Consider the following 16,001-nt stretch of genomic DNA (forward strand, 5'->3'; position numbering starts at 1 on the left):
AGAATCGCTTCGGCGGGTACAGCGCCGAGGCGTCCACACCACCGGAGAGGATGCGGCCGGAGGCCGGGGCGGCGAGGTTGTACGCGCGGGACAGGCGGGTGAGCGAGTCCAGCAGCACGACCACGTCGCGGCCCATCTCCACCAGTCGCTTGGCGCGCTCGATGGCGAGCTCGGCCACGATCGTATGATCCGAGGCAGGGCGGTCGAAGGTGGAGGCGATGACCTCCCCCTTGACGGTGCGCTGCATGTCGGTGACCTCTTCGGGACGCTCGTCGACGAGCACAACCATGAGGTGGACCTCAGGGTTGTTGGTCGTGATGGCGTTCGCGATCTGCTGCATGATGATCGTCTTGCCGGCCTTCGGGGGCGCGACGATGAGTCCACGCTGGCCCTTGCCGACGGGCGAGACCAGATCGATCAGCCGGGGAGCGACGCTCTTGGGATCGGTCTCCAGTCGCAGCCGCTCGTCCGGGTACAGCGGAGTGAGCTTGCTGAAGTCCACCCTCTGGCGCGCACGCTCAGGAGGCATCCCGTTGATGGTGTCGACCTGCACCAGCGCCGCGTACTTGCTCTGGTTCCCGCCACCGCCGCCGCTCTTGCCGCGGCGGTTCCGGCCACCGCCATGCTGCTGCTGCGGCTGCTCGACATAGTGGTCCTCGCCGTCGCGCGGCGCCTTGACCTGCCCGGTGATCGCATCGCCCTTGCGCAGACCTGCGCGCTTGACCTGATTCATCGTCACGTACACGTCGCTCGCACCGGGCAGGTAGCCGGTGGTGCGCACGTAGGCGTTGTTGTCGCGGATGTCCAGGATGCCGGCGATCGACATCAGCTCATCGCCGTCGCGGGAGTCACCGCCGTCCTGCTGGCCGCCCTGGGTCGACGAGCCGCCCTGGCTCCGCTGGCCGCCCTGGTGGTGCTGGCCCTGCTGACCGCCCTGGCCACCCTGACCACCCTGGCTGCCCTGACCGTCCTGCTCGTTCGCAGCGCCACGGCCGCGACGCTTTCGGTCGCGGGAACGGTTCCGGCTGCGGGACCGACCGCGACGGTCGTCGTCGTAGTCATCCCCGCCCTGGCGATCGTCATCCTGCTCGCCGGAGCGATCCGGCAGCTCGATGTCTTCGAGCCGGCGGCGCTGGTTGCCACCCTGCTGGTTGCCACCCTGCTGGCCGCCGCTCTGCTGAGTGCTGTCCTGCTGGCCACCGCTCTGCTGGCCGCCGCCCTGCTGGTTGCCGCTGCGCGAACCGCGCTGCTGGTCGCGTCCACCACGCTGCTGACCGCCGCTTTCGCGGCCGTCGTCCTGCTGGCTGCGATCCTGCTGGCCGCGGTCCTGCTGGCTGCGGTCCTCGTGACGTTCTGCAGCGTCCTCTGCACGCTCGTCCTGCTGCCCGCGCGAGGCGGAGCTGCTCGGCAGCTCGATGCCCAGTGCAGGGGCGCCCTCGTCCTGTCGTGCGGCAGCCTGGCTGCCGCGACGGGAACGGGACCGGCTGCGGGTGCCCTGTTCGGCCCGGTCATCGCCGGACTCGCCCAGCGGGTTCTGCTGAGCCTGTTCGGCGGGAGCCTCGCTCCGCGCCGGAGCTGCCTGCTGGGCGGGGGCCTCTGCGGCAGGGGCGGCAGCGGCGGGCGCTGCGGCGGAAGCGGGTGCTGCTGAGGTCGATCCACCCCCGCGGATCGCGTCGATCAATTCGCTCTTGCGCAGCCGACGAGCGCCCTTGATGCCGCGCTCGGCGGCCATGGCCTGCAGTTCGGGAAGCTTCTTCGCCGCAAGGTCTGCGCCGGAAGTGGTGTCGTTCACCCGGGTTCCTTCCTGTCGAGCCGTTCTCGCCGGCTCTGTTCTGGTCTGGATGCCGCGCAACGCCGGGAGCTCTCGGGCTCCGGGTGCTGCAGCGACTGGTCCGAGCAGGGTTGTTCCCCCAGGATGCAAGGCATCTGTGGTCGGCCTGCCGGTGTGGTTCTGGGTGCGTCAGCGGAGGTGCACGGACCTGCGGGGCACATCATGAAGGGTGCGCGAGGACCGTGCGAAGCACTGATCAGGGGACACATCGAGGCGCGGAGTTCTGCGCACAGCATCCACCGGGGATCTGCTGCAGGGTTCAGCGCCGTGCGATATCGCCTGGACGCAGGCTCAACCTACCACAGGGGCGGAAGGGATCTCTCGCAGCCGCACCTCAGCGATCCGCCAGGCTTCGGGGTCCGTGACGAAGCGACGCACCAAGGGGGCGAGCTCTCTGCGATGTCCCGACAGCACCAGCACCGAAGGGCCCGCGCCGGAGACCACTGCAGGGTGGCCCTCACGGCGCAGCACCTTCATCAGCTCAATGCTCTCGGGCATACCTGCGGAGCGCTGCTCCTGGTGGAGGCGGTCCTCCGTCGCGTCCAGCAGCAGCTCGGGAGCGCCGCTGAGCGCGTGCACGAGCAGCGCGGCACGGGAGGCGTTGTGGACGGCATCCTGGTGAGGGACGTGCTCGGGGAGCAGACCGCGGGCCTGATCGGTGGAGAGCGTCGTGCGCGGCAGCAGCACCACAGGGTGCAGCACTCCTTCAGCACAGGCCAGGGACACTGCCCGGGCCGTGTCGCCGTGCATCCAGGAGAGCACCACGCCACCCAGGAGCGCCGGGGCGGCATTGTCGGGATGCCCCTCGAACTCAGTGGCCAGCTGCAGGACAGCCTGGTCATCCAGAGCCCGCGGATCAGAGATCATCCCCCGCGCGAGCAGCAGGCCGGCGATCGTCGCCGCGGCGCTCGAGCCCAGGCCACGGCCATGCGGGATCCGGTTCAGCGCGCGCAACCGCAGTCCGGTCTGGGGAGCACCGGCATGATCCAGACCGCGGCGCAGAGCACGCACGACCAGATGGTCCTCCCCTGCGGGGACCGCACCGGCGCCCTCTCCCTCGACCTCGATCTCGATCGAACCGGTGGTCGCCTCGACCGTCAGCTCGTCACAGAGGTCCAGCGCGAGCCCCAGGGTGTCGAAACCGGGCCCGAGGTTCGCGGAGGTCGCGGGGACCTGCACGGACACTCGCGTGTTCTGGATCCTCACAGGCCGATGGCCTCCGCTGCGGCGGCGATGTCGACCGGCACGACGGTCGGCGTCAGGTCGTGCTGGGTCAGGGCGGTGTCGGTGTCCTTGAGTCCGTTGCCGGTGACCGTGATCGCGATCGTCGCCCCGGCCGGGACCAGCCCTCGCTCGGCCTGCTGCAGCAGGCCGGCGACGCCGGCCGCAGAAGCTGGCTCGACGAAGATACCGACCTCGCCGGCGAGGAGCTTCTGCGCATCGAGGATCTGCTGGTCGGTGACGGCATCGATGAGACCACCGGAATCGTCGCGCGCGGTCACGGCGAGGTCCCACGAGGCCGGCGCGCCGATCCGGATCGCGGTGGCGATCGTCTCGGGGTCGCTGATCGGGTGGCCCGCCACGAACGGTGCGGAGCCGGCGGCCTGGAAACCCCACATCTGCGGCAGCGACTGCGTGATGCCTGCCTCGCGGTACTCGCGATAGCCCATCCAGTAGGCGGAGATGTTCCCCGCGTTGCCGACCGGGAGGATGTGGATGTCCGGAGCCCTGCCCAGGGCATCGCCGACCTCGAAAGCGGCGGTCTTCTGGCCCTGGAGCCGATAGGGGTTCACGGAGTTCACGAGCTCGATCGGATGCTCTGCGTCCAGCTTGCGGGCGATCTCGAGGCAGTCGTCGAAGTTGCCGTCGACCTGGATGAGCTTGGCACCGTGGACCACTGCCTGGGCCAGCTTGCCAGCAGCGATCTTGCCCTGCGGCAGGAGCACCGCACAGGTCAGGCCCGCGGCGGTGGCGTAGGCGGCGGCCGACGCGCTGGTGTTCCCGGTGGAGGCGCACACGACAGCGGTCGCACCGTCGTTCAGCGCCTTCGTCATCGCGGAGACCATTCCCCGGTCTTTGAAGGAGCCCGTCGGGTTCATCCCCTCGACCTTGATGTGCACGTCCGCGCCCACGGTCTTCGACAGGGTGGGCGCGTGCAGCAGCGGGGTGCCTCCCTCCCCGAGGGTCAGCAGGGTGTCGTTCGCGGTGAACGGGAGGTGCTCGAGATATTCGGCGAGGACGCCGCGCCACTGGTGTGCCATTGGGTCATTCTCCTTCGATGCGCAGGACGGAATCGATGCTGAGCACCGTGGCAGTGGAGGAGAACACATCCAGAGAGGCGGTCATCGCGGACTCGAGCGCACGATGGGTGCTGATGCCGATGTGGGCACGGGCCTGCTCCCCCTCCTCTCCGCGTTCGTCCAGCAGCTCCTGGTGGATGGTCGAGATCGAGATCCCGTAGCCCGAGAGGGTGCCGGCGATCTCAGCGAGCACACCGGGGCGGTCCTGCACGGTCAGGGAGACGTAGAACGCACTGCGCAACTCCTCGAGCGGGATCGACTCGAGCTCGGCGTAGCGGGACTCCCGCGGTCCCACTCCCCCATGGACCCGGGCGCGGGCAGCGGAGACGACGTCGCCGAGAATCGCGGAGGCGGTCGGTGCACCGCCTGCACCCTGTCCGTAGAACATCAGGGAGCCGGCGGCCTCTGCCTCGATGAACACCGCGTTGTACGCCTCGGAGACCGAGGCCAGGGGGTGGTGGTCGGGGATCAGTGCCGGGTAGACACGGGCTGAGATCCGCTCGCCGCCCTCCTCCTCGATCCGCTCGACGATCGAGAGCAGCTTGATGGTGCGTCCCATGCGGGCGGCTGCGGTGATGTCCTGCGCGGAGACGGCGGTGATGCCCTCGCAGTGCACGTCCGCGAGCCGGACCCGGCTGTGGAAGGCGAGCGAGGCGAGGATGGACGCCTTCGCCGCCGCGTCGTGGCCCTCGACGTCCGCCGTCGGATCAGCTTCCGCATAGCCGAGCTCCTGGGCGTCGGCCAGGGCGTCCTCGAAGCTCGCCCCGGTGCGCGTCATGGCGTCGAGGATGAAGTTGGTGGTGCCGTTGACGATCCCGAGCACGCGCTGGATGCGGTCCCCCGCGAGGGACTCGCGCACCGGGCGCACCAGCGGGATCGCGCCGGCGACCGCTGCTTCGAAGTAGAGGTCCACGCCATGGGCGTCGGCCGCTTCGTAGAGCGAGGCACCGTCCTGGGCCAGCAGCGCCTTGTTGGCGGTCACCACGCTGGCTCCGTGGATCATCGCGTCCAGCAGCAGCGTGCGGGCCGGCTCGATGCCGCCCATCACCTCGACCACCAGATCCGCCTCCCGCACCAAGCGGGTCGCGTCGTCGGTGAGGAGGGCCGCGGGCACGTGCTCTCCGCGGTCCCGGCCGAGATCGCGCACGGCGACGCCGATCACCTCGAGCCGAGCCCCGATCCGGTGGGTGAACTCGCTGCCCTGCTGGGAGAGCAGGCGCAGCACCTCAGAGCCGACGGTCCCGGCGCCGAGGACGGCGACTCGGAGCGTCGGCAGATCCGGGGACACCGGGCTGCCTGAATGGTGCAATGACATCTGCGAGGTGGTCCTTCCACGGGGTCCGACGGATCGGCGGAGGCGGGCCCCCGCACTGTATCCGAGGGGGAGGGCGCTCCGTGACCCTGCATGAACGATTGCGACAGCCGCCGGAAGCTCAGCCGACGTCGAGGCCCAGCAGGTCCTCCTCCGTCTCGCGACGGATGAGGGTGCGGATCTCACCATCACGGACCGCGACCACCGGCGGTCGCGGGACATGGTTGTAGTTCGAGGCCAGTGAATAGCAGTAGGCACCGGTGACGGGGACCGAGATCAGGTCGCCGCGGCGGACGTCGCCGGGCAGGTACTCGTCCTTGACCACGATGTCGCCGCTCTCGCAGTGCTTGCCGACCACGCGGACCACCTCGGGGGTGACGTCGGAGACCCGACCGGTGAGCAGGCACGAGTAGTCGGCGTCGTAGAGGGCGGTGCGCACGTTGTCGCTCATACCACCGTCGACCGAGACGTAGAGGCGGTGATGAGGGCCGCCGAGGCGCACGTCCTTGATGGTGCCCACGGAGTAGAGCGTCTGTGTGGAGGGGCCGGCGATCGCGCGGCCGGGTTCGAAGGACACGTGGGGCACGTCGAGCTCGAGCTCGAGGCACTGCTTCTCGACGATCCGGGCGATGCCGTTCGCGAGCGCTTCCGGCGTGGCCGGCGTGTGCTGGGTGTTGTACATGACGCCGAAGCCGCCGCCGAGGTCGAGGTTCTTGATGGTGTGACCGAGCTCGTCCCGGACCTCGGCGACCAGCCCGAGCACGCGGCGTGCGGCGACCTCGAAGCCGCCGGTGTCGAAGATCTGGGAACCGATGTGGGAGTGCAGGCCGATCAGGTCCAGCTGGGGTGCCTCGAGCACGCGACGCACCGATTCCAGGGCGGCGCCTCCGGAGAGGGAGAGACCGAACTTCTGGTCCTCGTGCGCGGTGGCGATGAACTCGTGGGTGTGCGCCTCCACACCGGTGGTCACCCGCAGCATGACGGCAGTGCGCACGCCGAGCTGCTCGGCGAGCGCGTTGACGAGCTCGATCTCTTCGAGCGAGTCGATGACGATACGGCCTACCCCTGCCTCGAGGGCGCGGCGGATCTCGCCCTCGGACTTGTTGTTGCCGTGCAGCGCGATACGGGCAGCGGGGAATCCAGCACGCAGCGCCACGGCGAGCTCGCCGCCGGTGCAGACATCGAGGCCCAGCCCGTCCTCCTGGACCCAGCGGGCCACCGCCCCGCACAGGAAGGCCTTGCCCGCGTAGTAGACATCGGCCCCGGCATGCGCGTGGAACGCCTCGGCGAAGGCATCGCGGAAGGCCCGGGCCCGGTGGCGGAAGTCCTCCTCGTCGAGCACGAACGCAGGGGTGCCCACCTCTTCGGCGATGCGGTGGACGTCGACCCCGCCCACCTCGACCGCGCCCTGTGCATTCCTGGAGGTGTTGCGCGACCACAGCCCATCGATCAGGGTGTTGACATCGGTCGGATAGGGCAGCCAGGTGGGGGCGGCATCGTTGCCATGAAGGGCTCCGGCTTCGTGGGCGCGCATATCTGCTCCTGGTCTCGCACTCTCCCGCCCCGGCGGACGTGCCGAAGGGTCGCGCCATCGGCGCCCTGCCGAGGGTAGGCGCGCCACCGCGCACGGCGCAGGCGCGTCCGGTCCGCGAACGCCCCTCCGGGCTGTGCCCGTCCAGCCGGCTCAGAGCTGTGCCCATCCAGCCGGCCGGGATCCTCCACGCCGGTCAGAACCCCAGCTCACCGGCAGGCTCAGGGCCTTCCGGCGCGACGGGGTGAGTGAGCGCACTTGATAGTGTCGAGATATCGGCGCGGGAGCCCTGTCCGTCGCTCTCGGGCGACGACAGCCCCCTCGCCTCCTCACCCGACTCGACGCGAAGGAGACCCGATGCCCTCAGCATCCTCGACTCAGGGCGGGCACCACCAGCTGGTGGTGGTCGCCAACCGGCTGCCGGTGGATTCACGCACGCTTCCCGATGGTGCCACCGAGTGGGTGACCAGCCCCGGCGGCCTGGTCACGGCCATGGAGTCGGTGATGCGCAACGTCGACTCGGGGGCCTGGGTGGGATGGGGCGGCTCCCCGGGAGACGCTCCGGACCCGTTCGACGCGGATGGGATGAGCCTGTACCCCGTACGGCTGGACCAGCAGGACATCGAGCGGTACTACGAGGGGTTCTCCAATGGCACCCTCTGGCCGCTCTATCACGACGTCATCGTCGAGCCGGAGTTCCATCGCGGCTGGTGGGACACCTATCTCTCGGCGAACCGGCGCTTCGCGCAGACCGCGGCCCAGGTGGCGGCCGAGGGCGGGATGATCTGGGTGCACGACTACCAGCTCCAGCTCGTGCCGCAGATGATCCGGGCCTCGCGCAGCGACGTGCGGATCGGATTCTTCAACCACATCCCCTTCCCCGCCGTGGAGCTGTTCTCCCAGCTGCCCAAGCGGAACTCGGTGCTGCGCGGGCTGCTGGGCGCCGACCTGCTGGGCTTCCAGCGCGAGAGCGATTCGCTGAACTTCGTGGCGGCGGTGCGCAAGCTCCTGGGCTACCACGTCGAGGGGAAGACGATCTTCGTGCCCGGCCTCGGCGCCGCTCCTGTGCGCGAGGTACAGGTGCAGACCTTCCCGATCTCGATCGACTCCGCCGCCGTCTCCGCCCTCACCGAGGACCCGGAGATCCGGGAGCGTGCCGCGCAGCTGCGCCGAGACCTCGGCGAGCCCGAGAAGATCGTGCTGGGAGTGGACCGCCTCGACTACACCAAGGGCATCCGCCACCGCCTCAAGGCCTACGGCGAGCTGCTCGATGACGGGTCTATCGATCCGCACGAGACGGTCATGATCCAGGTCGCCACTCCGTCCCGGGAACGGGTGGAGGCTTACCGCCAGCTGCGCGACGAGATCGAGCTGATCGTGGGCAGGATCAACGGCGAGCATGCCCCCATCGGCCGCCCCGCCGTCTCCTATCAGCACCACTCCTTCGATCGCCGCGACATGACCGCGCTGTTCATGGCTGCGGACGTGGTGCTGGTGACGGCGTTGCGCGACGGCATGAACCTGGTGGCCAAGGAGTACGTCGCCTCCCGGCCCGACCTCCAGGGGGTGCTGGTGCTCAGCGAGTTCGCCGGCGCCGCCGACGAGCTGCGTGCCGCGGTGCTGGTGAACCCGCATGACATCGACGAGCTGAAGGCGGCGACGCTGCGGGCGCTGGCGATGCCGCCCGAGGAGCAGGAGGAGGCGATGCGCTCCCTGCGCCATCAGGTGATGGAGCAGGATGTGCAGGCCTGGGCGCACAGCTTCCTGCAGCAGCTCGAAGAGTCCCGGACCCCGGAGCAGAAGACCACCCCGGTGGTGCACCTGAGAGGGGACAAGACCAGCGCGGACGCAGAGATCGAGACGGCGCTGAAGGACTTCACCGAGGTGCCGCGGCTGCTGATCGCCTCGGACTTCGATGGGGTGCTCGCACCGATCGTCGCCGATCGCGATGCGGTCCAGCCCGACTTCCCTTCGCTCACCGCGCTGCGCGAGCTCTCGGAGCTGCCCGGCGTCGCGGTCGCCCTGGTCTCGGGGCGGGCGCTGGCCGACCTGGACGCGCTCACCAACATGCCCAGCTCGGTGGTGCTGGTGGGATCCCACGGTGCGGAGGTGGGGGCGCTGCCGCCGTGGATGCAGGCTGAGGTGGTCGACAAGACGGCGCTGGCGATGACTCCGGAGAAGGAGGACCTGCTCGCATCGATCACGGCAACCCTGCGCAGGATCGCCCGTGCCCATCCGGGCACGGAGGTCGAGACCAAGCCGACGGCTGCGGTGCTGCACACCCGCAATGCCAAGGGCCGCGGCGCGATCAACGCCACGGAGTCCGCGCTCGAATACGCGACGACCCTGCCGGATGTCACCGTGACGCCGGGCAAGGAGGTGGTGGAGTTCGCCGTCGTCCACACCTCGAAGGGGGTGGCCATCGATGCCCTGGCCCGGGCGAGCGCCGCCGACGCGTGGCTCTACCTGGGTGACGACGTCACCGACGAATCCGTCTTCGCCCAGCTCGGCGCCCATGATGTGGGGCTCAAGGTGGGCGGCGGAGACACCGCGGCCACGTTGCGGATCTCGGACACCGAGGCGGTGCGGGGCGTGCTGCAGCGGCTGCTCGCGCTGCGGGGCGAGCAGAGCTGATCCTCAGCGGAACAGAGAAGAGCCGGGACGCCGTCTGCTGACGACGTCCCGGCTCTTCATTCTGGTGCCCGCGACAGGATTCGAACCTACGACCTTCTGCTCCGGAGGCAGACGCTCTATCCACTGAGCTACGCGGGCCGACCACGGAAGTCTAGCAACACCTCTCGCCCGGGGTCGTCCTCGGACACTCCGCAGACGGTCGGTGTGAGCGGGACCTCACCGCAGCAGCGGCAGCTGGGCCCCGTGCAGAACGGCGGAGGGATCCGCGGCGATGCGCAGCCCGCTCGGAGCGGCGCCGGAGCGTACCAGGAGGTCGCCGACAGCGGCGATCATCGCCCCGTTGTCGGTGCACAGCGCCGGCGGTGGGATCCGCAGCTCGATGCCCGCCGCGTCGCACTTCTCCTGCGCCACGGCGCGCAGCCGAGCATTCGCGGCGACGCCGCCGACGATGATCAGGGTGTCCAGATTCCGTTCCTTCACGGCCCGGAGCGCCTTCTTGACCAGCACGTCGACCACGGCCTGTTCGAAGGAGGCTGCGATGTCTGCGACCGGCACCGGCTCTCCCGCCCGTTCGAGGGTCTCGACGGTCCGAGCCACCGCAGTCTTCAGCCCGGAGAAGGAGAAGGTGAACGGCGCGTCCTTCGGCCGCAGCATCGCGCGGGGGAAGGAGAACGCGGTGGGGTCCCCCTCGACCGCGGCACGGGAGATCGCCGGGCCACCGGGATAGCCGAGTCCCAGCAGACGCGAGACCTTGTCGAAGGCCTCGCCGGCAGCGTCGTCGAGGGTGTCGCCGAGGTGCTCGATGGGATCGCGCACCAGATCCCCGACGGCGAGGATCGAGGTGTGACCACCGGAGACGATCAGCACGATGCTGCGCTCGGGCAGCGGGCCGTGCTCGAGGGTGTCGGCGGCGGCGTGTCCGGCCAGGTGGTGGACGCCGTACAGGGGCTTGCCGAGCGACCATGCGATCGACTTCGCGGCGGCGAGGCCCACATGAACTGCAGTGGCGAGGCCCGGACCGGAGGTCACAGCGACGTGGGTGATGTCCGACAGCTGGATGCCGGCGTCCTCGACGGCGATTCGCAGGGTGGGGACCACCGCCTCGACGTGGGCACGGGCGGCGATCTCGGGGACCACTCCCCCGAAGTCAGCATGCTGGGCGGCGCTCGAGGCGAGACCCTGCCCCAGGAGGACTCCGTCGGAGACGAGGCCGAACCCGGTCTCGTCGCACGAGGACTCGATCCCGAGGACGATCGGGGACCCGGAGGTCGTCACCGCAGGATCGACATCGGGTTGGAGTAGTTGCCCGCCTCGTCCATCTTCGCGAAGTGCAGGTGGCAGCCGGTGGAGCGGCCGGTCGAGCCGACGTAGCCGATGGTGTCGCCTGCGCCTACGGTCGCACCCACCGAGGTGTTGAACCCCTGCAGGTGGTAGTAGCCGGTGACGACCCCGTTGCCGTGGTCGATCTTGACCCGGTTGCCGGAGGCGTGGTGGTACTCGACCGCGACGACGGTGCCGGACTTGGCCGCGTGCACCGGGGTACCGCAGGAGGCACCGAAGTCGACGCCGTCATGGCCCTTGTAATAGCCGAGAACGGGGTGGACGCGGCCGCCGTAGCCGGAGGTGATCGTGCCGTTGACGGGACGGACGTAGCCGGAGCCGCCGATGGGAGCCGCCGCGCCGGAGCCGTCGACCTCGACCGCCTCGGGTTCGGGTTCGGGCTCAGGGAGGGAGACCTCGATGCCGGTGCCCTGCTCTGCAGGCTCCTCGGCGGCGGCCTCGTCGGACGCGGGAGCGGTGCGCTCCTCGGAGCGGCTGGCGCCGTCCTCCTCGGTGCGGGTCTCGACCGCAGCATCGACGGTCGCGGCGGCCTCGGCGGCGGGCAGCGCCACCGGGGCGATGGCGGCAGCGGGCTGCGCGGCGACGGCAGCGGGCTGAGCCTGCGCCACGGTCTCGCCCTGCGGGGCGGCCTCATCGATCCCGGCCGCGGCGGCAGCCAGCGGAGCGGCGATGGTGGCGGTGGCCAGGACTCCCAGGACACCCGCCTTCAAGGCACCCGAAGAGAGTGCAGAATCGCGATGGGTCCCTCCGACTGCGCGGTGCTTGCGCACTGCTGCGCGTCCGTCGGCGCGATGATTCGCCACGTGTTGACCTCTTCCATTGCGACTGCGTAGTTCCCGTTCAAGCCTCTGTCCGAACGCGACGCCGGACAGGGGAAGTACGCGTCGCCGAACAACCTCGACCAAACTACGTGCCGCTCGGGGCGCCCGACGAGCAGGTCAACCGGGTCATTGCCAAGTTTTTGCCGAGATGCCATAAAGGTTGCCCGATCTTGACGCGAGGGCGCCCAGCCAGGGGTTCGCATCACGTCCGGAGGCTCGGGAGTGCCCCGTGCGTCACATTCCGGCGCGGCACCCGTCGCTGCGGTTCCTGCCGCTGCGATACCCGCCGTCACGCGCCGGGTGCCGGGCCGGTCGCAGGTCCCCACCTGCCCGGCCGTTACCCGGAGGGATCCAGGCAGCGCCGTCTAGAGTGTCCCCATGCCGACCCCGGACAAGACAGCAGCCACCGGAAACGCCCCCGTGCGCGTGGTGGTGATCGAGGACGAGCCCACGATCACCCGTGCGATCGCCGACCGGCTCACCGCCGAAGGGTGGGAGGTCTCCACCGCCCTGGACGGTCCGTCCGGAGTGCGGACGGTGGCCGAGGTGCGACCCGATGTGGTGGTGCTGGATGTGATGCTCCCGGGCTTCGACGGGCTCGAGGTGTGCCGCCGGATCCAGGCCGACGAGCCGGTCCCGGTGCTCATGCTCACCGCGCGCGACGACGAGACCGACATGCTGGTGGGCCTCGGCGTGGGCGCGGATGACTACATGACCAAGCCCTTCTCGATGCGCGAGCTCGTCGCCCGCCTCAAGGCGCTGCTGCGACGGGTGAGGCGCGCCGGTGCACCGGCCCCCACCGAGGCGGAGAAGCAGGAGGCTCTTGAGTTCGGGGACCTGGTCATCGACCGGGCCGGCCGCAGGGTGATGCGCGCTGGGGCCCCCGCCCATCTGACGCCCACCGAGTTCGATCTGCTGCTGTGCCTGGCTGGAGCGCCCGGCACCGTCCTGACTCGCGAGCAGCTGCTGGCGGATGTCTGGGACTGGGTGGACGCGACCGGAACCCGCACCGTGGACTCCCACGTCAAGGCGCTGCGCCGCAAGCTCGGCGCCGACCTGGTGCGCACGGTCCACGGAGTCGGCTACGCCCTGGAGATCCCCGAGGACCCGGAGGCGGGCGCGGAGGCTCCGGGCACGAGTGCAGGGACCACACCGGACCTCTCCTCGATGGCGACCCCCAACCTTCCCACCGACGGCTCGTGAGCTCCCCCCGGGGCGGGGTGCCCGGCTCTTCTCGGCGCCGCGTCCCCGAGCGGCTCGACGTGCGCCCCCTGGATCGTTTCCGCTCCTTCAAGGTCAAGCTCGGCATCCTGGTCGCGGCGAGCGTGAGCGTCGCAGCGCTGCTCACGCAGGTGAGCATCCGTGCCGGCATCGAACCGCTGCTCGCGCTGCCCCTGGTGGTGATCGCCGCGCTGGTCTTCACCCAGCTGCTGGCCCGCGGCATGACCTCGCCGCTGCGCGAGATGACCGGCGCCGCCCAGGCCATGGCCCGCGGCGACTACAGCCGAGAGGTGCGCACCAGCAGCCGCGACGAGGTGGGTCAGCTGGCCGCAGCGTTCTCCACGATGGCCTCTGAGCTCGAGCAGACCGACCGGATGCGCCGGGACCTGGTCGCCAACGTCTCCCATGAGCTGCGCACCCCGGTCGCCGGGCTGCGCGCGCAGCTGGAGAATCTCGTGGACGGGGTCACCGAGCCCGACCCCGCCGCTCTCGAGGTGGCGCTGAACGAGACCGAGCGGCTCTCCCAGCTGGTGGGCCACCTGCTGGATCTCTCCCGTCTGGATGCCGGGGTGGTCGAGCTGGATCTCGAGGCCGTCGAGCTCACTCCGTTCCTCCACGAGGTGGTGGACGCCGCGTCCCTGGCCTCGGGCGGCCGCGACGTGAGGTGGATCGTCGAGGTCGATCCTCCCGACCTGTCGGTCGCGGCGGATGCGGCCCGCTTGCATCAGGTCATCCACAACCTGCTCGAGAACGCCGCCCGGCACTCCCCCGTCGGCGGTCGGATACATATCTCCGCGGTGCGCACGGGAACGGACCGAGGGGTGCGGATCGACGTGCACGATGAGGGCCCGGGCATCGCGCGCGAGGACCGCTCCCGCGTGTTCGAACGATTCCAGCGAGGGGGCTACGCCGACTCCTCGGGAGGCACCGGCCTGGGCCTGGCGATCGCCCGATGGGCGGTGGGCCTGCATGGCGGCACGATCGAGGTGCTCGACGACCCCCGCAGCCGGGACGACCAGGACGGCCGCTCCTCGCTGATCCGAGTTGTGCTCCCGGGGGACGCGCCCCTGGTCTGACAGGGTGATCCTGGCCTGACAGGGTGATGTCAGGCACCTCACCCCCTCTGTTCCTGCCGAGGAGGCGGCGTCCGCGCACGTCGGGCACCGTCTGCCGTTAGGCTGAGCCCATCCGTATCTCTCGACCGTGAGAAGGCTGGCGATCTCAGAGTGTCACAGCAGACACAGGACTCCGATTCTGCGGAGTTCGGCCCGAATCAGTGGCTCGTGGACGCGCTCCGCGAGCAGTGGCGTGAGGATCCCTCGAGCGTCGACCCGAGCTGGGCGGAGTACTTCTCCACCCACACGGTGAACGCCGAGCCCTCGGCCCCTCCCGAGTCCTCCTCGAGTACCGACTCCCCCTCGAGCTCCTCCGAGACGTCGACGACGACGCCTCCGAAGAGCTCCGAGAGCTCGCCCGTCGCCCAGGAGCAGGACGCTTCTGCCGCGAAGGCATCCGCCGCTAAGGCCGATCCCCCGCCGGCGCAGCCCGCCGAGGCGGCGTCTGCAGCGGCCTCCCCTGCCCAGTCCTCCCCGTCCTCCCCGTCCTCCTCGTCGGCCGCAGCTCCAGCGTCCGCCTCCCAGCCCGCGAAGGAATCCCCTGCCGTGAACGACCATCCCGCGAAGTCAGCCTCCAAGGCACCGGCGGTCTCCACCACCTCGGACCGTCCCGCGAAGGTCCCCACCACCACGTCGCAGATCCCTGCCGTCGAGCTGCGCGAGCCCGAGGTCGTCAAGCTGCGCGGCCCTGCCGCGGCGATCGTGCGCAACATGGCCGAGTCCCTCGAGGTGCCCACGGCCACCTCGGTGCGTGACGTGCCGGTGAAGCTGCTGTTCGACAACCGCATCGTCATCAACAACCATCTCAAGCGCCACCGCGCCGGCAAGGTCTCCTTCACCCACCTCATCGGCTGGGCGATGATCGAGGCGATCACCGAGATCAACGACATGAACAACGGCTTCGATGTCGACGAGAAGGGCAAGCCGCTCCTCCTCAAGCGGGAAGACATCAACTTCGGCCTCGCCATCGACATGCCACGGCCCGACGGCTCGCGCGGCCTGGTGGTGCCGAGCATCAAGGCAGCCCAGCGCTTCGACTTCCGCGGCTTCTGGAAGGCCTATGAGGAGGTCGTCAAGAAGGCCCGCGCCGGCAAGCTCACCATGGACGATTTCGCGCACACCACGGTGTCGCTCACCAACCCGGGAGGCATCGGCACCGTCCATTCGATCCCGCGGCTCATGCAGGGCCAGGGCGTGATCGTGGGCGTCGGGGCGATGGACTACCCCGCCCAGTTCCAGGGCGCGAACCCCGCCACCCTCGCGGAGCTCGCGATCTCGAAGGTCATGACGCTGACCTCGACCTACGACCACCGCATCATCCAGGGCGCCGCCTCGGGCGAGTTCCTCAAGCGGATGGGCGACAAGCTGCTGGGCAAGGACGGCTTCTACGACCGTGTCTTCGTCTCGCTGCGGCTTCCGTACCAGCCGGTGCGCTGGGTGCCGGACAACCCCTTCAAGCACACCACCTCGGAGCGCCTGGCCCGGGTGATGGACATGATCCATGCCTACCGCGTGCGCGGGCACCTGATGGCGGACACCGATCCCCTCCAGTACAAGGTGCGCACCCACCCGGATCTCGATGTCGAGACCTATGGCCTGACCCTGTGGGACCTGGACCGCACCTTCCCCACCCGTGGGCTGGGCGGCAAGGACGAGATGTCGCTGCGGGACATCCTCGGGGTACTGCGCAATGCGTACTGCCGCACCATCGGTGTGGAGTACATGCACATCTCCGACCCGGAGGAGCGTGACTGGATCCAGCAGCAGATGGAGACTCCGCGCAAGCCCTTCGACAAGACCGAGCTGACCCACATCATGGATCGGCTCAATGCGGCGGAGGCCTTCGAGACCTTCCTGCAGACCAAGTTCGTGGGCCAGAAGCGCTTCTCGCTGGA

At 69.7% G+C, this 16,001-nt stretch carries 11 protein-coding genes and 1 tRNA gene; 4 read left to right on the top strand and 8 right to left on the bottom strand.

All coding sequences use genetic code 11. From position 1 onward, the window contains the following. The 5 genes from ACTH43_RS16965 to lysA all read right to left on the bottom strand — a co-directional run. The coding region (locus ACTH43_RS16965; RefSeq protein ID WP_441446075.1) for a Rho termination factor N-terminal domain-containing protein at positions 1 to 1,792 on the bottom strand (1,792 nt) is incomplete at its 3' end. A gap of 330 nt (positions 1,793 to 2,122) precedes the next feature. Next, positions 2,123 to 3,037, bottom strand: a complete 915-nt coding sequence (gene thrB, locus ACTH43_RS16970; protein ID WP_441446076.1) for a homoserine kinase — start codon at positions 3,035 to 3,037, stop codon at positions 2,123 to 2,125. Further along, complete coding sequence (gene thrC / locus ACTH43_RS16975; RefSeq protein WP_441446077.1) at positions 3,034 to 4,092, bottom strand: threonine synthase; 1,059 nt, start codon at positions 4,090 to 4,092, stop codon at positions 3,034 to 3,036. Before thrC ends, thrB begins: the two co-directional genes overlap by 4 nt. Before the next feature lie 4 nt (positions 4,093 to 4,096). Further along, positions 4,097 to 5,446, bottom strand: a complete 1,350-nt coding sequence (locus ACTH43_RS16980; RefSeq protein WP_441446078.1) for a homoserine dehydrogenase — start codon at positions 5,444 to 5,446, stop codon at positions 4,097 to 4,099. Between the two features lie 118 nt (positions 5,447 to 5,564). After that, on the bottom strand, positions 5,565 to 6,977 hold the full coding sequence (lysA, locus tag ACTH43_RS16985; RefSeq protein WP_441446079.1) for a diaminopimelate decarboxylase: 1,413 nt from the start codon (positions 6,975 to 6,977) through the stop codon (positions 5,565 to 5,567). A 354-nt stretch (positions 6,978 to 7,331) separates the two neighbouring features. Between lysA and ACTH43_RS16990 the strand changes: the two genes are divergently transcribed. After that, positions 7,332 to 9,608, top strand: a complete 2,277-nt coding sequence (locus ACTH43_RS16990; protein ID WP_441446080.1) for a bifunctional alpha,alpha-trehalose-phosphate synthase (UDP-forming)/trehalose-phosphatase — start codon at positions 7,332 to 7,334, stop codon at positions 9,606 to 9,608. A gap of 62 nt (positions 9,609 to 9,670) precedes the next feature. Here ACTH43_RS16990 and ACTH43_RS16995 read toward each other — a convergent pair. The 3 genes from ACTH43_RS16995 to ACTH43_RS17005 form a co-directional block, all read right to left on the bottom strand. Continuing rightward, positions 9,671 to 9,746: transfer RNA gene (locus ACTH43_RS16995), tRNA-Arg, on the bottom strand. A gap of 78 nt (positions 9,747 to 9,824) precedes the next feature. Further along, positions 9,825 to 10,883 (bottom strand): tRNA (adenosine(37)-N6)-threonylcarbamoyltransferase complex transferase subunit TsaD, encoded by a 1,059-nt coding sequence (gene tsaD / locus ACTH43_RS17000; RefSeq protein WP_441446081.1) that lies wholly within the window; start codon positions 10,881 to 10,883, stop codon positions 9,825 to 9,827. After that, positions 10,880 to 11,752: a M23 family metallopeptidase gene (locus ACTH43_RS17005; protein WP_441446082.1), complete on the bottom strand. Its 873-nt coding sequence runs from the start codon at positions 11,750 to 11,752 to the stop codon at positions 10,880 to 10,882. Before ACTH43_RS17005 ends, tsaD begins: the two co-directional genes overlap by 4 nt. Positions 11,753 to 12,148: 396 nt before the next feature. On the opposite strand from ACTH43_RS17005, the gene ACTH43_RS17010 reads away from it, so the two are divergent. From ACTH43_RS17010 to ACTH43_RS17020, 3 genes are all read left to right on the top strand, one after another. Then, positions 12,149 to 12,973 (top strand): response regulator transcription factor, encoded by an 825-nt coding sequence (locus tag ACTH43_RS17010; protein ID WP_441446083.1) that lies wholly within the window; start codon positions 12,149 to 12,151, stop codon positions 12,971 to 12,973. Continuing rightward, positions 12,970 to 14,067, top strand: a complete 1,098-nt coding sequence (locus ACTH43_RS17015) for an ATP-binding protein (RefSeq protein ID WP_441446084.1) — start codon at positions 12,970 to 12,972, stop codon at positions 14,065 to 14,067. The genes ACTH43_RS17010 and ACTH43_RS17015 overlap by 4 nt, the downstream gene beginning before the upstream one ends. Before the next feature lie 207 nt (positions 14,068 to 14,274). Further along, positions 14,275 to 16,001 (top strand): 2-oxo acid dehydrogenase subunit E2 (locus ACTH43_RS17020; protein WP_441446085.1); only part of this gene is annotated, 1,727 nt, incomplete at its 3' end.

This window comes from Brachybacterium sp. (assembly GCF_052095815.1).
Taxonomy (GTDB): Bacteria; Actinomycetota; Actinomycetes; order Actinomycetales; family Dermabacteraceae; genus Brachybacterium.